Here is a 21,768-nt window from a genome sequence, read left to right on the forward strand (position 1 = left end):
AGATTGGTTTTCTAATAAACTTTTTGTTTAGCATTCATAAAAACGGAAAACAAATATAAAAGGAAGCAACCTTAACCATTGCTTCCTTTTTAAACAATTTAATAAATAGAAGTAGTTTCTTTTGACGTGGTTTCAAGAATTTCTTTAACCCGTGATAAAAATCGACCGCAAATTAATCCATCAAGCACTCTGTGATCTAGAGACATACATAAATTAACTATATCTCTGACAGCTATCATGCCATCAATAATGACAGGTCTCTTAACAATAGATTCAACTTGAACAATTGCTGCTTGTGGAAAATTAATTATCCCCATTGACTGTACAGATCCGAAAGAACCAGTGTTATTTACCGTAAATGTTCCACCCTGCATATCAGCTGAGGTTAATTTTCCGCTTCGAACTTTATATGCAAGATCTGTAATCTCTCTTGCAATTCCCTTGATTGTTTTCTCATCTGCATTTTTAATAACCGGTACGTAAAGTGAATCCTCTGTTGCAACAGCTATAGAAATATTAATCTCCTTTTTTTGGATAATTTTATCTCCCGCCCACATTGAATTAATTTGAGGAAATTCTTTTAGCGCTTGAGCTACCGCTTTTACAAAAAAGGCAAAGAAAGTTAAGTTAAAGCCTTCATTTTTCTTAAATTCATCTTTTACTGCATTACGGTATTGAACTAAATTTGTAACATCCATTTCCATCATCATCCATGCATGAGGAGCTTCATGTTTGCTGCGAACCATGTTTGCAGCAATTGCTTTTCTAACTCCTGATACTGGGATTTCAATATCTCCCGGAGCACTCGGAGGTAGAGGCTGAGTTTGTTTGGATCGTGATTGTGAAATATTATTTGCATGGGTTTCCTCAACCGACTTTTTCTCATCTTGCTGACCAGAAGGAATTGACCCACTTTCTATTAGCTTTAATAGGTCTTTTCTCGTAATTCTTCCACCCGCACCCGTTCCATTTATTAGCTCTAAGTTTATATCATGTTCTTGGGCAATTCTTAGAACTGCAGGTGAGTAGCGTTTTTTATTCGATTGATCATTCATGCTAACGTTATGTTCTGAAACAGATTCCTTATTATTCTGAGTTGCCTCTTTACTTTCACCTTTATGTTCTATCCCACTGACCTCTATTGTGCAAATCACTTCACCAACCGCTAAAGTGTCTCCCTCTTCTGCAATAAGCTCACGTATAACACCTGTAAAAGAAGACGGTACTTCTGCATTTACTTTATCTGTCATTACTTCAGCAAGGGGATCATATTTGTTCACTGTATCTCCAACAGCCACAAGCCACTTGCTAATGGTACCCTCTGTGACGCTTTCACCTAGTTGAGGCATTTTAATTTGTTCAATTGCCACTTATAATCCTCCTCATTAAAAAGGCTTTACTATTAAAATTCAGCAAGCTCACGTATCGCTGCCTCTACTTTATCAGGATTAACCATAAAGAATTTTTCCATCGTTGGGGCATAAGGCATTGCTGGAACATCTGGTCCAGCTAAACGTTTAATTGGTGCATCTAAATCAAATAAGCAATTTTCAGCAATAATAGCTGACACTTCTCCGATAATACTTCCTTCTTTATTATCCTCCGTCACCAGAAGAACCTTTCCTGTTTTTGAAGCAGCCTCAATGATTGCTTCTTTGTCTAAAGGATATATTGTTCTTAAATCAAGAACGTGTACCGAAATACCATCATTAGCCAAACGTTCGGCAGCTTGCAAAGCGAAATGAACACAGAGGCCATAAGTAATAACCGTTACATCTTCTCCTTCACGCTTTACATCAGCTTTTCCGATTGGCAACACATAATCATCTGCTGGAACTTCGCCTTTGATTAAACGATAAGCACGTTTATGTTCAAAAAATAGCACTGGATCTTCATCACGAATAGCAGCCTTTAACAATCCTTTCGCATCATAAGGAGTTGATGGAATGACAATTTTCAAACCTGGTTGGTTAGCAAAAACCGCCTCCACTGATTGCGAGTGATACAATGCGCCATGCACTCCTCCACCAAAGGGCGCTCTTATCGTTATAGGACAAGTCCAATCATTGTTAGAGCGATAACGAATTTTTGCTGCTTCTGAAATAATTTGATTCACTGCAGGCATAATAAAATCTGCAAACTGCATTTCAGCAATCGGTCTCATTCCATACATTGCTGCACCAATTCCTACACCGGCAATTGCCGACTCGGCCAGAGGAGTGTCTATGACTCTTTCTTCACCGAACTTTTCGTATAATCCAGCTGTTGCTTTAAAAACTCCACCTTTTAAACCAACATCTTCTCCTAACACAAAAACTTTTTCATCGCGCTCCATTTCTTCACGCATCGCCATTGTAATGGCATCTATATAAGAAATAATCGCCATTTTTCTTCCCCCTTACTCTGCGTATACATACTTTAACGCATGTTCTGGATCCGCATATGGAGCCGCTTCAGCGTATTCAGTTGCTTCGTTCACAAGATTCATAATGTTTTCGATGATTTGTTTTTCTTTCTCATCGGTTAAAATAGTTAATTCTTTTAAGTATTGAGCAAACTTTAAGATAGGATCATTTTTCTTTGCTTCAGCCACTTCATCTTGCTCACGATAGCTACGATCATCATCATCACTAGAGTGTGGTGTTAAGCGATAGGAAATTGTTTCAATTAAAGTAGGACCTTCTCCGCGACGACCGCGGTCTGCAGCTTCTTTTACAGCTCGATATACTTCAAGTGGATCATTTCCATCAACAGTTTCGCCAGGCATTCCATAACCTATGGCTCGATCTGAAATTTTCTCACATGCAACTTGCTTTTCATAGGGAACTGAAATAGCATATTTATTATTTTCACACATGAAAATAACAGGAAGTTTATGAACTGCAGCAAAATTGGCTCCTTCATGAAAATCTCCCTGATTTGAAGAGCCTTCCCCAAACGTAACAAATGTTACAAGATCTTTCTTTTGCATTCTACCAGCTAAAGCAACCCCTACTGCATGTGGCACTTGTGTGGTAACTGGTGAAGATCCTGTTACAATTCGGTTTTTCTTTTGACCAAAATGTCCAGGCATTTGTCGACCACCTGAATTAGGATCCTCAGCTTTGGCAAATGCAGAAAGCATAAGTTCTTTTGTTGTCATACCAAAGGCTAAAACAACACCCATATCACGGTAGTAAGGAAGTACATAGTCTTTGTTACGATCTAATGCATAGGCAGCACCAACTTGAGCTGCTTCCTGTCCTTGGCAAGAAATGACAAATGGTATTTTACCTGAACGGTTTAATAGCCACATTCGTTCATCAATTTTCCTTGCTAATAACATCGTTTCATACATATTTAACACATCTTCATCCGTCAGGTTTAATGAGAGATGACGGTTTTCTGTCATATAAATTCCTCCTATTTAAAAGGATGAGCACTGGTAGCGTCTTAACAAAATAGATTAGGACCTTTTGTTCTACCAGACTCTTTATTTCAGGCAAAATGAACGTAATTTATAAGTGGATCGCTTTTCCATAAACCGCTAGAGCTGCTTCACCGATCGCTTCAGATAAGGTTGGATGTGGATGAATCGTGTGTGAAATCTCCCATGGGGTTGCATCTAATACTTTTGCAAGGCCCGCTTCGGAAATCATATCTGTGACATGAGGTCCAATCATATGAACACCCAATAAATCATCTGACTCTGAATCAGCGACCAGCTTAACAAATCCATCTGTTTCTCCGTAAACAAGAGCTTTTCCTATCGCTTTAAAAGGAAATTTCCCTACCTTTACTTTAAAACCTTTTTCTTTTGCCTCGTCCTCTGTATAGCCAACACTAGCAATTTCAGGAGAACTATATATACATTTTGAAATAAGGGTCTCATCCATTGGGATCGGTTCTTTTCCTGCTATATGTTCAACGGCTATGATGCCCTCATGTGAGGCAACATGAGCAAGCTGTAACCCCCCGATCACATCACCAATTGCATAAATATGAGACTCTTTCGTTTGATAAAAATCATTGGTATTGATATAACCTTTTTCTAGCTGAATATCTGTATTTTCTATTCCAATTCCTTCAACATTTGGTAATCTTCCAACTGATACTAGCATTTTTTCGGCTGTAAATTCTTTCATTTCCCCGTTATGATCAGCTTTTACGGAAATACCTTTGTTGTCTTTACTTACTGTTTCCGGTAAAACCTTGGCACTAGTGACAATTGTAATGCCTTTATTTGTCATTAGCTTATTCATTTCTTTTGCAACCTCTTTATCTTCTGTTGGGAGAATTCGATCTGAATATTCCAGTACTGTTACCTCAACACCAAAATCTGATAACATGGATGCCCATTCAATTCCAATCACACCACCACCGACGATCAGGATTGATTTTGGTAGTTCCGTTAATTCAAGTGCTTCATCAGAACTTAGCACAACATTTCCATCAATTTCTAAACCTTGCAGACTACGTGGTCTTGAGCCAGTTGCGATAATTACATTTTTGGGTATTAGCATTTCATTTTCTTCCCCATTGTTCATTTCAACAGAGATGGTACCCGGCATCGGTGAAAAAATGGAAGGACCTAAAATACGAGCAATTCCTTCATAAACATCTATCTTTCCTTTTTTCATTAACTGCTGAACACCAGTATATAATTGATTTACTATCGATTGCTTACGATCTTGAACTCTTAAGAAATTCAAATTCACGCCGGAAGTTTCAACACCGTATTCTTCAGCTTTTTTTGTCGTTGCATATACTTCAGCACTTCTCAATAAAGCTTTGCTAGGGATACACCCTTTATGAAGACAGGTTCCTCCTAGCTTGCTTTTTTCAACAACTGCTGTTTTAAGACCGAGCTGAGAAGCACGAATTGCCGCTACATAGCCTCCTGTACCTCCGCCGAGAATAACCAAATCATATTCCGTCGCCATTAAAACACCCTCTCTTTAACTAACTTCAAACACTTACTAATCCTAGCCAAGTACTAAAAGACCTTTGAAACCATCTTTTCATTCGGATAATGTTTTGCCTCTTCTTCATTTCTCAGTACCCGCAAAGCACCTTCTGCTAATGCCTGAAGTTCATTTTCACCTGGAAAAACTAAAACATCTGCAATCCAATCAATGTAGGAAGAAATCTCTTTTACAAACTTTTTGCCATATGCAAGTCCGCCTGTTAACACAATCGCATCAACTTTCCCTTTTAAAACAGCACTTGCCGAACCAATTTCTTTCGCAATTTGATAGGCCATAGCTGAATAAATAAGGGCAGCTTTTTGATCTCCTGACTCCACCATTTTTTCAACTTTAATAGCATCATTCGTTCCAAGGTATCCAACAAGGCCACCTTGACCTACTAGTTTTTTCATCATTTCTTCACGGAAGTATTCACCTGAATAACACATACTTACAAGGTCTCCTGCTGGAACTGTCCCAGCTCGTTCGGGACTAAAAGGTCCGTCACCATGCAGGCCGTTGTTCACATCGATTACACGTCCGTTACGATGAACACCAACTGTGATTCCACCACCCATATGGGTAACGATTAAATTCAGTTCTTCATATCGTTTATTTAAATCCGATGCCACTCTTCTTGCGACAGCTTTTTGATTTAAGGCATGAAAGATACTTCTTCGTTGAATAGAAGGAACACCTGAGATTTTCGCAATCTCTTCCATTTCATCTACAACAACAGGGTCAACAATAAACGCAGGGATATTTAAGGCATCTGCAATTTCAAATGCAATAATACCGCCTAAATTAGACGCATGTTGACCAGCAAATCCTTTCCGCAAGTCTTCAATCATTTGATCATTAACTGTATAGGTACCACCTTCAATTGGACGAAGTAAACCTCCTCGACCACAAACAGCACTTAATTTTGATATGTTTATTCCTTCTTGATCTAGCGTTTCTAATATCGTTTGTTTTCGAAAATCATACTGATCAATAATGTGAGGATAGGTATTCAGTTTTTCAGAATCATGTCTTAATGTTTTTTCAAAGATCGATCTTTCATTATCAAAAACACCAATCTTTGTTGAAGTAGATCCCGGATTAATGACAAGGATTCGATATTCTTTTAATTCCAACGTCTAAACCTCCGCTGTTTCTCAGACATCTTTTCCAAAAATATAATTATGTATGGGAGTTAGAAGTACACTCCTAACTCCGTTTATTCAGTTCATCTACGACTTAAAATATGATGTCCATTTTGCAAAAATTGACTACGAGAATTTCTCATTCGTTCAATTCTTTCCTCTGCTAAGCGGTCTGCTGCAAGATAAGTAGGGATTCCGTCGCGCTTTGCAATTTCAATGACCCGTGAAATATTATTATAAATCGTTTCAACTTTTTTCAATGCTCTTTCACTGTTGTATCCATAAAGTTCATCAGCTACATTAATTACGCCACCTGCGTTAATGACATAATCCGGTGCATAAACAATACCCATTTCATGAATAATGTCACCGTGTTGCGTATCTTTTAACTGATTATTTGCCGCTCCAGCAATAACCTTAGCTTTTAACTGCGGAATTGTTACATCATTAATTGTTGCTCCCAAAGCACAAGGAGCATAGATATCACACTCTACTCCGTATATTTCATTCGGCTCTACTGCTTTTGCATTAAAATCTTCAACTGCACGACGTACGGCATCTTTGTTAATATCTGTAACAATTAGTTTTGCACCCTCTTCATGCAAATGCTTGCAAAGATTATACGCAACATTTCCTACTCCTTGAACCGCAACGACCTTTCCTTCAAGCGAATCAGAACCAAATGCCTCTTTTGCTGCAGCTTTCATGCCACGATAAACTCCATAAGCCGTAACAGGTGATGGATTTCCCGATGATCCAAAAGCAGGTGAAATCCCAGTCACATAATCCGTTTCTTCATGAATTAAGTCCATATCTGCAACCGTTGTACCAACATCCTCCGCTGTAATGTAGCGACCGTTCAACCCTTGGATGTAGCGACCAAATGCCCGAAACATCTCTTCATTTTTATCTTTTCGAGGATCTCCAATGATTACTGTTTTTCCTCCACCAAGATTTAATCCAGCAGCAGCATTTTTATAAGTCATTCCCCTCGCTAAGCGAAGAGCATCTTCTATCGCTTCTTCTTCAGAATTATATGTCCACATGCGTGTCCCACCTAGCGCAGGTCCTAACGTTGTGTCATGAATGGCAATAATCGCCTTTAATCCTGATTGTTTATCCTGACAAAATACCAATTGCTCATAATCGTACTGCTCCATATATTTAAAGATTTCCATATTGTGTTTCCTCCTAATGATTACTTTCCTGTTGAACATAAAGCTAACGCCAATGAATAGAGTTTGCTTTCTGAAGAATCCGATCGACTTGTTAAAACAATTGGTGCTTTTGCTCCAGCAATCACTGCCCCAACCCTGGCCTTTGCAAAATAAATTAAGGATTTATAAAGAACATTCCCTACTTCAATTGTCGGGACAAATAAGATATCAGCCTGACCGGCCACCTCACTTGTAATTCCTTTATGTTCTGCAGCCGATAGAGAGATTGCATTATCAAGCGCTAACGGTCCATCAATGATACAATCTTTTATTTGCCCTCTTTTATTCATCATCGTTAGTGAAGCTGCATCTAGCGTTGCTTGCATAGAAGGATTTATCCCTTCAATAGCAGCAATTGCTGCTACTTTAGGTAGTTTTATACCAATTGATTGAGCAACCTGAACAGAATTAACAATAATTTGCTCTTTCTGATGTAAATCAGGAGCAATATTCATTGCAGCATCAGTCACAATAATTGGGTTTTTATAACCCGGAATATCAAACAAAGCTACATGGGATAAAATCGTTCCCGTTCTTAATCCATACTCCTTATTTAAGACAGCCTTTAAAAGAGTAGAGCTTGAGATATTCCCTTTCATTAATACGGTTGCTTCATTTTGGTGAACCGCTCTAACAGCTAGTTCTGCTGCTTGCTCCTTTGTTCTAGCATGAAAAATGTGTACATGTTCTTTTTTTACATTCTTTTGATTCAGTAAATAGTCAATTTCATCTCGATTACCGAATAATTGAAATTGTGCAAGACCTCTACGAGTAGCTTGCACTACAGCTTCTATTACTTCTTCATCTTCTGCTGAAGCAACTGCGACAGTTTGCCCCTTCTTATTCACTGCTTCATTTAGAAGGCTTTCCAAATTCATTTGCTACTCATTTCCTTCCAAGTGTTTTTCATCAGCTTCTACTCTCTTTGTAGCAAGAAGTGTGCCAAAAATATTTATATTTTTCATATTGAACTTGTCCATTATTCATTTATCCGCATTTAACTTTTTTTACATATGTATAATTAGGGGGATAAATTTTTAAATACAAGAAATTTATCCTCCCTTATCATATAACGATTATGCATCATTTTGCAAACTATGAATCATGTTGCATGCTATTATTTGCAAGGTTGTATTTCTCCATCTTATAATACAAACTTCTAAGTGATATTCCTAAAGCCTTTGCTGTTTGGGTTCGATTATATTCATGTTGTTCTAAAGACTTCTTAATCACTTCCGCTTCCACTCTTTCTACAGCTTCCGCAAGTGTTTCACTATTATTATGAACAATTGAGATATTATCTTGTATCTTGGCCTCTTTGGCTGGTTGCTGAAGCAATGGTATATGTTGCCCATCAATCGCTGTCTCATGATGCTCCATAAAAATAATTGCCCTGCCTAGAACATTTTCAAGCTCCCTTACATTTCCCGGCCAATTATACTCCATCAGCTTCTTAATTGCCTGTGACTTGAGACTCTCAATATTCCTTCCATAGTCTTGGTTTAACTTACGAAGTAATCTCTCACAAAGGGCAGGAATATCTTCTTTACGATCTCTTAATGGTGGAATAGAAATAGGATAACGATTTAATCTATAGTACAGATCTTCACGAAAAAGACCCTCAGCCATCGCTTTTTCGATATTTACATTCGTCGCTGCAATACAACGAACATTAACAGAAGTAGGCTTTGTTCCTCCGACTCTTACAATTTCATTTTCCTGTAAAACACGAAGTAATTTCGCTTGCATATTAGCGGAAAGTTCACCTATTTCATCTAAGAAAATACTTCCATTATTTGCTTCCTCAAAAAAACCTCGTTTCCCACCACGTTTTGCACCAGAAAAAGCCCCTTCTTCATAGCCGAACAATTCACTTTCAAGAAGGTTTTCAGCAATAGCCGCACAATTTACCCGAATGAATTTATTGAATTTTCGATCACTAGCATTATGTATCGCGTGGGCAAAAAGCTCTTTACCTGTACCTGATTCTCCTCTTAACAGAACGGTGGCAGGGGTTTTCGCTCCAAGCTTCGCCTGCTCAATAGCCATTTTCATCTCATCACTAACTCCAATAATATCTTCAAAAGAATATTTAGCTTCAAGTGTCCTAATGATCTGTCTTGCCCTGTTTAATTCAGTTGTGAGTGTTTTAATTTCTGACACATCATGGATTACGCCAACACTACCTTTGAGCTTTCCGCTCACGATAACAGGTGCAACATTAACGATAACATCTTTTTTCGCAGGACCGACCTTCATTCTTACACCACGAACAGCGCGCCTTGTTTGCAACACCTTCATATGCATACTTTCTCCCTCAGATATGTCAGCTGTAGCAGGCTTACCTATCACTTGCTCTTCTGTTAACCCGGTTAGTTTTGTGTAAAGCCCGATTAATTAGGATTCCACGTCCTTCCTCATCAACAACTGAAATTGCCTCCTCAGAAGATTGAATGATTGCCTCAAGCATCATTTGTATATCTTTTAAATTTGTTACTTCTTCTGCTAAGTTCACCACTTCGGTGATATCTTTAAATAACGACAAGGCTCCTAATAAATTTCCTGATTCATCGATTAAAGGAATTCTTGTCGTAATAATTTTTAACCCATTTTCAAGAACCTGCTCTTGATTTGTCTCAACTTCTCGAGTTTTTAAGGTTCTTCCCAGCTTTGTCGATGGAATAACTTCCTTTATTTTTAAACCAATTGCCTTTTTTCGAGGAAATCCGGTGATTTTTTCTGCAGTTTTATTAAAAAGTATGATTCGTTCGTTGATATCAATAACGATCATTCCGTCATTTGTGGAATTAAAGATCGTTTGCTGCTTATAAGTTTCTTCCTTTAATCTGGCAATCAACACCTCTTTTTCTTCGACTAACTCAGAAATAAGTAGCGCAACAGATCCAGGTATAATGGTTGTATCAGGATGTTTCTCCTTTTGAAGCTCGTGCATTAGTTCATTTGATCCCGTTGCATCTATAATAATATTTACATTTTGATTGGTAATCTCTCTCCAATTAGTAGCTGTTTGAATTCCTTGAGCTTTTGCATATTTTAATCCAGGAGCATGCTCATTCTTATCAATAACCAACATTACGTCCATCATCTTTGTTTCAACCATTCTTTTTATTAGTGCCTTACCACCTTTACCAGCACCTATGATCACAACTTGTTGCATACAATCTATCCCCTTTATTTCACATTAAAGTCCATCCATAACCTATGTTGACATATTGCAATTTTTTGCATAGTTCTATTTTATCCTAAAAGAATACCACTTGACAAACCAGGCTTCGAAACAGACAATTATTTTGAGAATACGAAAGGACGAAGAATAATGTCGAGGATAATTGCATTAATCATTATGGTCATCCCAGGTATGTTAGCTGCCTATGGAATTAAGCTTATGAGAGATATGACATTTGGTATCCTACAACCTCCTATTCCTTTCTTGGCTCTACAATTTATCATCGGCTTAATTCTATTTTTAGGTGGACTAGCCTTTGTAGCAGGATTTATTTTTTATCGAGATCGTAAACGAAATAAAGTACAAAAACGGTTCAGTAAAAGTAAATAGGCATGATTTGAAAGGAATAAATAAAAAGAGTGAGCTGGTATAATAGCTCACTCTTCTTTGTTTATATTTACTGCTTTCTCAGGAAAATCAGTTATAAATGCTGCACATCCATCATTAACTAAGTTTTTCATTACTTCTTCATCATTAACAGTAAATGGCCTTACATCGAGAGAGTTTAATCTTGCCTCATTAAGTATAAAAGAGTTGACTGCATAATAATGTGGATGAAGACCTTTAGCTCCGACTGTTTTTGCATAATCCCAAGGTTTATATAACCCCTCCATATAAAGAATAGCCGTTTCAATTTCAGCATCAATCTGCTTACAAGTAACTAAACTATAATGATTAAAAGAAGAGATGATCACACTCTTCTGCATGTTATATTTATGTATTAATTCGATTGTTTTCTGTTCTAAATGTGGATACTGAATGATTCCATTTTTAAATTCAATATTAACTACAAAAGAATCTTGTAGCTGAGAAGCCCAATTTAACACCTCTTCAAGGGTTGGAATAGGTGTTTTTTTACTATATTGTTTGAATGTATAGCACGCATCAAGGTGAGAAAGTTGCTTTAAGGTTAAATCCTTTACGTACCCCGAACCATTTGTTGTTCGATCTACTGTTTCATCATGAATGACGACTAGCTCTCCATCTTTTGTCATTTGAACATCCAACTCAATTCCGTTTGCCCCCGCTTGATGTGCTCCTTGAAATGAGAGCATCGTATTTTCCGGGTACGTTCCAGCTGCTCCTCTGTGACCAATAATTAATGTCATCTTGTTTACACCTTCATTTCATGTAAAATAATAGTTAACTATAAATAGGAGGGATGATTCTTATGAGACCATTACAAATCTCTACAGACACTGCACAAAAGTTAGCCGCTTCTCTTAATGTTCCATTAGAACAAGTAATGCATATGCCACAGCATATTTTACTTGCTAAACTGGCAGAACTTAATAAAGAAGAAGAAGAAGATCAGAATTAATTTAATACTCTCTTCTGCTATGCCCTTAAAACCTATCACAGACGATAAGTATTTAAGGGTTTCTTTTTTCTTTTTTCTACCCACGCTCATTGTACCATCCTCAACAGTAAAATTTATCAATTTTTTTATTCTACCTTTTTACCCACTTTCCTTTATTCTTTAATTTTTTAGTACCAAGTAATAATAATAGGTGTTATGATAAACTTATAAAATTTGATGAGGTGATATGAATGCGATCAAACGCCAGAATCACTGCTATTGGCACCTATGTCCCCACCAAAATCATGACAAATAATGATTTTGTTCAATTTATTGATACAAACGATGAATGGATTTCAAAACGAACAGGAATTAAAGAAAGACGCCTTGCTGCGGAAAATGAATTCACAAGCGACCTTTGCGTAAAAGCTGTCGAAGATTTAGTTATTCGGTATAACAAAGAAATTAGTGATGTTGACTTTATTATTGTTAGTACACTTTCACCAGATTTTTTAACACCAAGTGTTGCTTCATATGTTCAAGGTAGATTAGGTATTAGACAGGCAGGAGCTCTCGATTTAAATGCCGCATGTGCTGGTTTTACATACGCACTGCATATTGCTAACAGTTTACTATCAAGTGGGCTTCATAAAAAAATACTTGTAATTGGAGGAGAGACCTTATCAAAAATAACAGACTTTACAGATCGAACATCTTGCATTTTATTTGGTGACGGTGCAGGGAAATTTGTTTTGATGGAAGCCGACAGCGAAGGCCAATTTCTGGCATCAACTGTGAATTCTGAAGGAGAAAAAGGGATCCATTTGTACGGTACACACCTCTCAACTACGATGTTCGATCAAGATCTTCAAGATAAAAAACAATTAGTACAAAACGGTAGAGAGGTTTATCGATGCTGTTACAACGGTCCCAAGCGGTATTAATACCTTGTTAGCTGATTCTAACTTAACTAAAGATGATATTGATTGGTTTATCCCACACAGTGCCAATTTGCGCATGATTGAATCAATATGTGAAAAAAGCGGATTCACAATTGATCAAACTTTATATAGTTTAGTTCATTACGGCAATACTTCTGCAGCCTCCATTCCATTAGCTCTCGATTTAGGCATAAAGGAAGGTAAAGTGAAAACAGGAGACACTTTATTACTTTACGGATTTGGCGGAGGATTATCACATTCCGGCCATATACTGACTTGGGGATAGACCATTTCCCTGCCCCGTTACATAAGATTTTAATCTTTAGTGAATAGTAAAATTAAATATAAACGATGCTAAAGGAGAATCACAACATGAAGCCGCGTATGATTTGCACCGTTTTATTTCTTTTTATAATGGTCTTTTCTCCTACCCATACAACTGGTAATGAATCTGTAAAATACGGAGCTCGAGATGCTTTAAAAGACTCCAATATATCTCTGGCCGAGGCACTTTCTTATGCTCTTGAAGATAAATATTTAAAGCAAGCAAACTTTGATTATTCTATTGAAAAATACGGTAGTATCCGTCCTTTTGTTCAGATGAAAATCGAAGATCAACACCTGATTAGCACTTTACTACCGTTATTTAAAAAATATAATATTGACCTTCCAAAAGATAGAGCAAGACATTATATAAAAAAGGATACAGAAAGTCTCTATCAAGCGTTTCAAATACAAATAGTACGAGAAAAAAACGCTATAAAAATGTATAAAAAGTTCTTATCAATTCGAGAATTCCCGAAAGACATATTAGATACATTTCAAGAACAACTAATAGTTTCCCAAAAGCACTTAGAGGCCTTAGAACAAAATGTGATAAAATATAAGTGATTTTTTCTGTACACAAACATAAAAAAACTCCTTAGACACTTTGGTTTAAGGAGTTTTATCATTATATTTATTAGCTCGCTTTATGCTCCAAACGAAGCTTATCAGCTACCATTGCAATAAATTCACTGTTTGTTGGTTTAGCTTTTGTCATGCTAACTGTATAGCCAAATAGAGATGAGATTGACTCTATGTTTCCACGGCTCCATGCCACTTCAATGGCGTGACGAATAGCACGTTCAACACGTGATGCAGTTGTGTTATATTTTTTGGCAATATCAGGATATAACACTTTTGTAATTGATCCTAATAATTCGATATCGTTATAAACCATAGAAATTGCTTCACGTAAGTATAAATAGCCTTTTATATGTGCAGGAACTCCAATTTCATGGATGATACTTGTAATGCTAGCATCTAAATTTTTACCTTTGGACTGTGGCTCAACAGCAGATCTCATTGAAGAATTAGCTCGTTTAATGATTGGTGCAGCATTTCCGCTTACTTGACGGATGTGACTTGCTAAACCTTCCATATCGAACGGTTTTAAAATAAAGTAAGCAGCTCCAAGGTCAACCGCTTTCTTCGTTACATCTTCTTGTCCAAACGCTGTAAGCATGATTACATTTGGTTGCGGACGATCCATTTGTCTTAGTTTTTCTAAAACACCAAGACCATCTAAGTGTGGCATAATAATATCTAATACTAAAACATCCGGCTCCTTATCTTTTAACATATTTAAACATTCTTGACCATTATATGCAACACCAAGAACCTCAATATCATCTTGGCTTGATAAATATTCTTCTAATAAACCAACAAGTTCCCGATTATCGTCAACTATACAAACTTTAATTTTACCCACAAATACTTCCTCCTCAGTGTTGATTTGCCATTATATCTTATATCTATACATATGATTACATAAATCAATTCGACAATCCAGTAAAAATACCTTTATTTTTTTGAAAAAACTTTAAAAAATGGAGGATAACAAAGTTTTTCTTCAATTTACTCTATTTTTCGACTTAATGCACCATTTGACAAATGAAATCCATGTTCACTTTGTCGAAAAATCTTTTCACCTTTATTTTACATAATTCCACGGACATTGAAAAGGGAAAAGATAAAAAACTGCCAAGAAAAGAGAATTTTCTTGACAGTTTCTTATTAGCTCGCTTTATCTTTTTCTTGATTTCCATAAATATCAATACCTGCTTCATTTAGCATCCATTCAATATGAACACCATATCCAGAGGTTGGATCATTAACAAATACGTGAGTAACAGCACCTATGACTTTTTCATTTTGGATAATCGGACTTCCGCTCATACCTTGAACAATACCACCGGTTTTATCCAATAATTCTTCATCTGTGATTTTAATGACCATTCCTTTAGTTGCTGGGAATTTTTGAGGAACAGAGCTAACAACTTCTACATCAAATTCCTCAACCTTGTCATTATCAACAACTGTTAGGATTTTTGCTGGTCCTTCTTTGACTTCGTTAGATAAAGCAATTGGCATCGCCTTATCCATTATACCATTTGTAATATCTTGATTAAGCTCACCAAAGATACCAAAAGGACTATTACGTGTAATGTTACCGATAATTTTGCGATCTCCTGAAAACCTTGCTAGCTTTTCACCTGGGTTTCCGTTACTACCCTTTTCAATTGAAGTAACAGTTGATCGAACGATTTGACCATTTTCAACAACGATTGGCTTTTTCGTATCCATATCCGAAATCACGTGACCCAATGCTCCATATTTCTTAGATTTTGGATCGTAAAATGTCATCGTTCCAATACCTGCTGCTGAGTCGCGAATATACAATCCTATTCGATATGAACGATCATTTTCGTCTTTTAGTGGATACAGTTTTGTTTTAACTTCTTGATCTTCTCTCGATAACACTAAATCAAGTGGCTTCCCTGTATTACCGGCATCTTGAATAAATGGAGTAACATCGCTCATTTGCTCAATTTTCTTCCCATTTATCTTTGTAATAATGTCGCCTACTTCCACTCCAGCAATTTCACCTGGAGACTTCTTACCTTCTGCAGTATTAATTTGATGGTGTCCAACCACCAATACGCCAAGAGTATTCAGTTTTACACCAATTGACTGACCTCCAGGAATGACCTTGAAATCAGGTAACACTTTTACACCTGTTTTTTTCACCGGAAAGCCAGCAAGATCAAAAACAACTTCACCTTCTCCTGCTTTTTTCCCATGAACATCAAGTGTTTTACCATCCGTATTTTTCTGAACAGTAAACGCTGTCTCTGCATCTTGAGAAGCATTTACAGGTATCGAACGATTCACGCTCACATTTTGTGACTCAAATACCGTCAAACTCTTAGGTATTTTAACGTATTCTTGAACTTCTTTCATAAAACCTAAACTCATTAATAAAACAAGGAGAAGTACACCAATTATTTTTCTGATTTTATCTATCTGCAAAAACCTTCACTCTCCTCGCTCCTAACCCACACCATATCTTCTTATATGGCTACAGTTTTAATGTAGCCTTTTAAGGCCTGATTTATAACTGTAATGGATAGAAATTTAAAGGATTTGTTGTCAGAATTAACATCATTTTGAAAGTGAAACAAGGATAAAATTACCATAAATAAAAACCAAAAAAGCTGCCAACTTATATAGTGGCAGCTTTCACTTAACGTTTTGATGAAGAAGCAAGTAACAGAAGTTCTTTTGCATGTTCCTTTGAAAGCTCTGTTACTTCAACCCCAGCAATCATTCGACCGATTTCTTTTACTTTCTCGTCTTCTACCAATGGCTTAACACTTGTTTTGGTTCGACCCGATTTTGTTTCTTTTGCAATATATAAGTGTGTATCAGCCATCGCAGCGACCTGTGGAAGATGTGTAATACATAGAACTTGAGAACCGTTAGAAACTCGGTAAATTTTTTCAGCAATAGCTTGAGCAACACGCCCACTAACACCGGTATCAACTTCATCAAATATAATAGAAGTGATTCCTTGGTGCTGCGAAAAAATACTCTTCATTGCAAGCATAATCCGTGAAAGTTCCCCGCCTGATGCAGTTTTATTTAATGGCTTTAATGGCTCACCAGGATTAGTAGAAATATAAAATTCAATTTCTTCTGCACCTGTAGAAGTATATTTTATCTCGTTAACATTGTTTCTTTTTTCTTTCGTGTTAACATCAAAGCTTGTTTTCTCCATATATAGCTCTTTAAGCTCTTGATGAATTTCATTCACTAACAACTTAGCATGCTTCTGCCTTATCATTGAAAGGTTTTTCGCCTCAATGGATAAATCTTCTGTAATCGAATGAAGCTCTTTTTGTAATTTCGTTAAATGGCTATCTTTATTTTGGATCGTATCAATTTCCTCTTCAATCTTAGCTGAATATGTCAAAATCTCTTCAACTGATTGACCATATTTTCTCTTTAAAGTGTTAATTTCATTCAATCTACCCTCAACGTAATTCAGTCGTCCAGGATCAAATTCTAGAGACTCCAATTCATTTCGTAGCTGATACGAGATGTCTTCCAACATATAAAAAGCGTTTGAAACCGTCTCTGAAAGATCCTTTAATGTAGAATTAATTTGGCCCACATTCTCAAGCTGACTCATGGCAAGACCTATCCAATCTAACCCTTTTTGTTCGCCATGAAGTGAGTTATAGCCGTTTTGCAGTGCATCATATATCTTTTCATAGTTGGATATTTGATTTTTCTCTTCTTGTAATAGCTCGTCCTCTTTTGGCTGTAGTTCTGCCTTTTCTATTTCGTCTAATTGAAATTGAAGCAAATCAAGCCGGTGAGCCATTTCCTGTTCATTTTCGGAAAGCTGAGTAATTTTCTTCTTTAGGCTATCATAATGTCGGTATACATCTAGATAGGCTTCTAATGCATCCTTTACTTCTTGCCCACCATATTGATCTAGCAATGAAAGGTGATTTTCCTCGTTCATAAGCTCTTGATTATCATGCTGCCCATGGATATCAACCAAAAGCTGACCTACTTCTCTTAAAACAGCAATCGTTACTAACTTCCCATTTATACGGCAAATACTTTTACCTGTTGAAGACATGTCTCTTCTTAGAATAATCATTCCATCACTAACATCAATTCCAAACTCTTCACATTTTTGATAAACAGGATGATTATTATCATCTAATAAAAATAATGCCTCTAATTCTGCCCGTTTTTCTCCGTACCGAACAAATTCCGAAGATCCTCTTGCTCCTGCTAATAAATGAATGGCATCAATGATGATTGACTTTCCAGCCCCGGTTTCACCAGTTAATACAGTTAGTCCTCTCTCAAATGAAACTGTTAAAGATTCTATAATTGCAAAGTTTTTTATAGATAATTCCGCTAACAAACAGAATCACACCTCTTATAATAAATTCTATCACTTTATTTCCTAAGGAATTAAAGCATGTCTAAAAAACGCTGTGTGATTGTATCCGTGTCATTTGGTGTCCTGCAAATGAGTAGAATTGTATCATCACCGCAAATTGTTCCTAAAACTTCATCCCAATCAAGGTTATCAATTAAAGCACCGATTGCATTAGCATTTCCTGGTAATGTTTTCATTACAAGCATATGCCCTGCAGAATCCACCTTAACAAATGCATCCATTAAGGCACGCTTTAGCTTTTGTAATGGATTAAACCTTTGGTCAGCAGGCAAGCTGTATTTGTATCGTCCATCAAGCATTGGCACTTTAACCAGATGCAGCTCTTTTATATCCCGTGATACGGTTGCCTGTGTTACATTAAAGCCCATCCCTTTTAATAAATCAACTAATTCATCTTGTGTTTCAATATCATTATTTGTAATGATTTCGCGTATTTTGATATGTCGTTGTCCTTTATTCATCTAAGGCACCCCTTTTGCATTGATGCAATTCTTCTCTTTTTGTATGTTTATACTTCTCATCTTATATTAAATCCTTATAAATGTACAGATTTAATAAAAAACCTTTAGAAAAACTGCATAAAATAATGCAAAATTGGATTTTACATTTCTTTGTTGACTATTAGGAATTGCATGAATATACAGACTATTCCTGGGGCAAAATTTAAAAAAAACAGGAAAATAGCTGTCGCTATTACTCCTGTTTATCACTTTGCTTTTTTTCTTTTAATGTGGCATGTGCTTCTTCTACAACTTGTTTTGCTGATTTTTGAAAGAAATTTGTTCCTTTTTCCTGAGAACCTTCCCATCTTATGTGAAGAAGGAACTCAATATTGCCATCTCCTCCCGTTATCGGAGAAAATGAAAGGTTCAGAATGTCATACCCTTCCTTTAGAACAAATTCCATCATTTCTTTTAGAACATGCTCATGTACCTCAGGATCACGTACAATGCCTTTTTTTCCTACAAATTCTTTTCCAGCCTCAAACTGAGGTTTTACAAGAGCAACTACATCGCTTTCTGCACGTAAAATTGTTTTAAGAACAGGAAAAATAAGTCTTAAAGAAATAAATGAAACATCAATAGATGCAAATTCTGGCATTCCTTTTTCAAAATCAGCTGGAGTTACGTAGCGGAAATTTGTTCGCTCCATTACAACTACACGTTCATCTTGTCGAAGTTTCCACGCTAATTGATTATACCCAACATCAAGTGCATAAGATAACCTTGCACCATTTTGGAGGGCACAATCCGTAAATCCACCTGTTGACGAGCCAATATCAATCATAATTTTGTCACTAACATTAATATCAAACTCATTTATTGCTTTTTCTAATTTTAAGCCACCACGACTTACATATGGAAGTGTTTGACCTTTAATTGTTAATACAACATCTCTTGAAACCTTTTCACCGGGTTTTTCCAACCGCTCTTCATTTCCATATATAAGACCTGCCATAACTGCACGCTTCGCCTTTTCTCTTGTATCAAATAAACCATTTTCTACAAGCAGAATATCTAATCTTTCTTTTTTATTACTCATGAGCGAAGTACCTTTTGTTCATGTTTAGGAATCATAGCTTCTAACTTATGAACAACATGTTCAGTAGTCATCTCGATTTCCTCAAGTAACTTAGAAACACTTCCATGTTCAATAAATCGATCTGGAATACCTATTCTTGATATAACAGTTTGCGTATATTGATGTTCCTGAGCAAATTCAAGCACAGAGCTTCCAAAACCACCTTGAAGAATGGCTTCTTCAATTGTCAGAATCGGCATTTCCTCAGCAAAGATTTCATGTAACATCTTTTCATCTAAAGGTTTTATGAAGCGTGCATTCACAACTCGAATTGATTTCCCTTGTTTCTCTAAAATAGCAGCTGCTTCCATCGCCATTTCAATTGTCGTTCCAAATGTTAAAATAACAGCATCCGTACCTTGCTTTAACACTTCCCAAGTACCAATCGAAATTACTTTAAGCTCTTCGTCCATTGCTACACCTAAACCATTTCCTCGAGCATAGCGAAGCGCAATCGGACCATCATTATATTTAAGTGCCGTATTAACTAAATGCTGTCCCTCATTTTCATCTTTAGCCATCATAACGACAATGTTTGGAACATGTCGTAAAAAAGCAATGTCAAATACACCTTGATGTGTTTCACCATCAGCACCAACTAAACCAGCTCGGTCAATTCCGATGAAAACATTTAAATTTTGACGACAAATATCATGAACGACCTGGTCATAAGCTCTTTGTAAGAAAGTCGAGTATATCGCTAAAAACGGCTTCATATCTTGTGTCGCCAGACCTGCTGCTACTGTAGCGGCATGCTGTTCAGCAATTCCAACATCAAACATACGATCAGGAAATTCCTGAGCAAAAGCTTCTAATTTAGAACCAACAGGCATTGCTGGTGTAATAGCTACAATTCGCTCATCTTCACGTGCAAGTTTTTGAACGGTATCACTTACTAATTTACTCCAGGCAGGACCTATTACTTTTGGTTTTACAAAGTCACCCGTTTCAATCTTATATGGACCTGTTCCGTGCCAGGTGCCAACTTTATCAGATTCTGCAGGTTGATATCCCTTACCCTTTTTGGTAATGACATGAAGTAAGACAGGCCCTGAAGTCTTTTTAGCATATTGAAGATTTTCAAACAAATCATCATAGTTATGTCCATCAACAGGACCTAAATAAGTAAAGCCTAATTCTTCGAAAAAGACGCCTGAAACTAGCATATACTTTAAGCTGTCTTTCACTCGTTCAGCTGTAGCCGCAAGCTTCCCACCTACTGCAGGAATTTTCTTCAATAGATATTCCAGCTCATCTTTAACCCAATGGTATTTGCCAGCTGTACGGAGTCTTCCAAGGACATTATGAAGTGCCCCAACATTTGGAGCAATCGACATTTCGTTATCATTTAAAACAACAATCATATCTTTTTGCTCATGTCCAATATGGTTTAGTGCTTCTAGGGCCATCCCACCTGTTAAGGCACCATCTCCAATAATTGGAATAATATGTTCTTTAGATTTTTTAATGTCTCTTGCAATCACCATCCCCATTGCAGCGGAAAGTGATGTAGAGCTATGACCGGTTTCCCATACATCATGCTCACTTTCATCGCGTTTTGGAAATCCAGAAAGTCCTTTATATTGGCGTAACGTATCAAAATCACCAGCACGACCAGTTAAGATTTTATGAACATAAGATTGATGACCAACATCCCAAATAAATTTATCCTGAGGACTATCAAACACTTTATGAAGGGCAATTGTTAATTCAACAACACCCAAATTAGGTCCAATATGCCCACCTGTTTCAGATAATTTTTCTATAAGAAATTGACGAATTTCTGCACTAAGTTTTTCGAGTTCATTGTTAGATAATGTTTTTAAAAAGCTAGGGTCTTTAATGGATAGAAGATCCAAATGGATCACTCACTTTCAATTCAGTTTGATTCTCTAGTCGATTTCATTACTTCTATTATATTCTTGTCTATCTATTTTAACGTAAAAATCTTATATTTGAAAACGTTTTTAAGAATTCAATCATTCTCTGTTTTTGATAATCATAACGTTTTGCAAGCAAAAAAAACTTACCATAAAAATGCTATAATTACAATGATTTATGTATATAATTGACTTTTATTACG

At 36.6% G+C, this 21,768-nt stretch carries 17 protein-coding genes and 2 pseudogenes; 4 read left to right on the forward strand and 15 right to left on the reverse strand.

Annotated elements, in window-relative coordinates; all coding sequences use genetic code 11:
• Positions 1-98: 98 nt before the first annotated feature.
• From MVE64_RS04850 to MVE64_RS04885, 8 genes and pseudogenes are all read right to left on the reverse strand, one after another.
• Positions 99-1,370 carry a dihydrolipoamide acetyltransferase family protein gene (locus tag MVE64_RS04850; RefSeq protein WP_247344265.1) on the reverse strand — a complete coding sequence of 424 codons (1,272 nt, stop codon included), beginning with the start codon at positions 1,368-1,370 and terminating at the stop codon, positions 99-101.
• Between the two features lie 32 nt (positions 1,371-1,402).
• On the reverse strand, positions 1,403-2,386 hold the full coding sequence (locus MVE64_RS04855) for an alpha-ketoacid dehydrogenase subunit beta (protein ID WP_247344268.1): 984 nt from the start codon (positions 2,384-2,386) through the stop codon (positions 1,403-1,405).
• A 12-nt stretch (positions 2,387-2,398) separates the two neighbouring features.
• Positions 2,399-3,391 (reverse strand): thiamine pyrophosphate-dependent dehydrogenase E1 component subunit alpha, encoded by a 993-nt coding sequence (locus MVE64_RS04860; RefSeq protein ID WP_247344271.1) that lies wholly within the window; start codon positions 3,389-3,391, stop codon positions 2,399-2,401.
• Positions 3,392-3,497: 106 nt separating this feature from the next.
• Complete coding sequence (gene lpdA / locus MVE64_RS04865; protein WP_247344274.1) at positions 3,498-4,922, reverse strand: dihydrolipoyl dehydrogenase; 1,425 nt, start codon at positions 4,920-4,922, stop codon at positions 3,498-3,500.
• Between the two features lie 53 nt (positions 4,923-4,975).
• On the reverse strand, positions 4,976-6,082 hold the full coding sequence (gene buk / locus MVE64_RS04870; protein ID WP_247344277.1) for a butyrate kinase: 1,107 nt from the start codon (positions 6,080-6,082) through the stop codon (positions 4,976-4,978).
• 92 nt (positions 6,083-6,174) lie between these two features.
• Positions 6,175-7,269, reverse strand: coding sequence for a Leu/Phe/Val dehydrogenase (bcd, locus tag MVE64_RS04875; protein ID WP_247344279.1), 1,095 nt, complete (start codon positions 7,267-7,269; stop codon positions 6,175-6,177).
• A gap of 20 nt (positions 7,270-7,289) precedes the next feature.
• Positions 7,290-8,186, reverse strand: a complete 897-nt coding sequence (gene yqiS / locus MVE64_RS04880) for a phosphate butyryltransferase (RefSeq protein WP_247344282.1) — start codon at positions 8,184-8,186, stop codon at positions 7,290-7,292.
• Positions 8,187-8,403: 217 nt separating this feature from the next.
• A pseudogene (locus MVE64_RS04885) lies at positions 8,404-10,486 on the reverse strand (sigma-54 interaction domain-containing protein).
• Positions 10,487-10,645: 159 nt separating this feature from the next.
• On the opposite strand from MVE64_RS04885, the gene MVE64_RS04890 reads away from it, so the two are divergent.
• Positions 10,646-10,885: a DUF2627 domain-containing protein gene (locus MVE64_RS04890; RefSeq protein ID WP_247344283.1), complete on the forward strand. Its 240-nt coding sequence runs from the start codon at positions 10,646-10,648 to the stop codon at positions 10,883-10,885.
• Between the two features lie 47 nt (positions 10,886-10,932).
• On the opposite strand, the gene MVE64_RS04895 is transcribed toward MVE64_RS04890, so the two are convergent.
• Complete coding sequence (locus MVE64_RS04895; protein WP_247344286.1) at positions 10,933-11,664, reverse strand: glycerophosphodiester phosphodiesterase; 732 nt, start codon at positions 11,662-11,664, stop codon at positions 10,933-10,935.
• A gap of 62 nt (positions 11,665-11,726) precedes the next feature.
• Here MVE64_RS04895 and MVE64_RS04900 point away from each other — a divergent pair, with 62 nt between their 5' ends.
• From MVE64_RS04900 to MVE64_RS04910, 3 genes and pseudogenes are all read left to right on the forward strand, one after another.
• On the forward strand, positions 11,727-11,876 hold the full coding sequence (locus MVE64_RS04900; RefSeq protein WP_247344289.1) for a YycC family protein: 150 nt from the start codon (positions 11,727-11,729) through the stop codon (positions 11,874-11,876).
• A 230-nt stretch (positions 11,877-12,106) separates the two neighbouring features.
• A pseudogene (locus MVE64_RS04905) lies at positions 12,107-13,082 on the forward strand (beta-ketoacyl-ACP synthase 3).
• Between the two features lie 86 nt (positions 13,083-13,168).
• On the forward strand, positions 13,169-13,687 hold the full coding sequence (locus MVE64_RS04910) for a ferritin family protein (RefSeq protein WP_247344291.1): 519 nt from the start codon (positions 13,169-13,171) through the stop codon (positions 13,685-13,687).
• A 70-nt stretch (positions 13,688-13,757) separates the two neighbouring features.
• Here MVE64_RS04910 and spo0A read toward each other — a convergent pair whose 3' ends face one another.
• From spo0A to dxs, 6 genes are all read right to left on the reverse strand, one after another.
• On the reverse strand, positions 13,758-14,549 hold the full coding sequence (spo0A, locus tag MVE64_RS04915; protein WP_098796041.1) for a sporulation transcription factor Spo0A: 792 nt from the start codon (positions 14,547-14,549) through the stop codon (positions 13,758-13,760).
• 305 nt (positions 14,550-14,854) lie between these two features.
• Positions 14,855-16,150 carry a SpoIVB peptidase gene (gene spoIVB, locus MVE64_RS04920; RefSeq protein WP_281730455.1) on the reverse strand — a complete coding sequence of 432 codons (1,296 nt, stop codon included), beginning with the start codon at positions 16,148-16,150 and terminating at the stop codon, positions 14,855-14,857.
• Positions 16,151-16,364: 214 nt separating this feature from the next.
• Entirely contained in the window at positions 16,365-18,065 is a 1,701-nt protein-coding gene (recN, locus tag MVE64_RS04925; RefSeq protein WP_247344294.1) for a DNA repair protein RecN, read from the reverse strand.
• A 50-nt stretch (positions 18,066-18,115) separates the two neighbouring features.
• Positions 18,116-18,565 (reverse strand): transcriptional regulator AhrC/ArgR, encoded by a 450-nt coding sequence (gene ahrC, locus MVE64_RS04930; protein ID WP_121662728.1) that lies wholly within the window; start codon positions 18,563-18,565, stop codon positions 18,116-18,118.
• Between the two features lie 232 nt (positions 18,566-18,797).
• Positions 18,798-19,646 carry a TlyA family RNA methyltransferase gene (locus MVE64_RS04935; protein WP_247344297.1) on the reverse strand — a complete coding sequence of 283 codons (849 nt, stop codon included), beginning with the start codon at positions 19,644-19,646 and terminating at the stop codon, positions 18,798-18,800.
• A complete protein-coding gene (gene dxs, locus MVE64_RS04940; RefSeq protein WP_247344300.1) occupies positions 19,643-21,544 on the reverse strand; it encodes a 1-deoxy-D-xylulose-5-phosphate synthase in 1,902 nt (633 codons plus the stop codon). Before dxs ends, MVE64_RS04935 begins: the two co-directional genes overlap by 4 nt.
• Positions 21,545-21,768 lie beyond the last annotated feature (224 nt).

The organism is Metabacillus endolithicus, from assembly GCF_023078335.1.
Lineage (GTDB): Bacteria > Bacillota > Bacilli > Bacillales > Bacillaceae > Metabacillus > Metabacillus endolithicus.

Coding starts and splice junctions, on each gene's coding strand:
- MVE64_RS04855 (WP_247344268.1), bottom strand. CDS start 2,386: ATGGCGATTATTTCTTATATAGATGCCATTACAATGGCGATGCGTGAA.
- MVE64_RS04900 (WP_247344289.1), top strand. CDS start 11,727: ATGAGACCATTACAAATCTCTACAGACACTGCACAAAAGTTAGCCGCT.
- MVE64_RS04890 (WP_247344283.1), top strand. CDS start 10,646: ATGTCGAGGATAATTGCATTAATCATTATGGTCATCCCAGGTATGTTA.
- MVE64_RS04860 (WP_247344271.1), bottom strand. CDS start 3,391: ATGACAGAAAACCGTCATCTCTCATTAAACCTGACGGATGAAGATGTG.
- ahrC (WP_121662728.1), bottom strand. CDS start 18,565: ATGAATAAAGGACAACGACATATCAAAATACGCGAAATCATTACAAAT.
- bcd (WP_247344279.1), bottom strand. CDS start 7,269: ATGGAAATCTTTAAATATATGGAGCAGTACGATTATGAGCAATTGGTA.
- MVE64_RS04895 (WP_247344286.1), bottom strand. CDS start 11,664: ATGACATTAATTATTGGTCACAGAGGAGCAGCTGGAACGTACCCGGAA.
- MVE64_RS04935 (WP_247344297.1), bottom strand. CDS start 19,646: ATGAGTAATAAAAAAGAAAGATTAGATATTCTGCTTGTAGAAAATGGT.
- yqiS (WP_247344282.1), bottom strand. CDS start 8,186: ATGAATTTGGAAAGCCTTCTAAATGAAGCAGTGAATAAGAAGGGGCAA.
- MVE64_RS04910 (WP_247344291.1), top strand. CDS start 13,169: ATGAAGCCGCGTATGATTTGCACCGTTTTATTTCTTTTTATAATGGTC.
- lpdA (WP_247344274.1), bottom strand. CDS start 4,922: ATGGCGACGGAATATGATTTGGTTATTCTCGGCGGAGGTACAGGAGGC.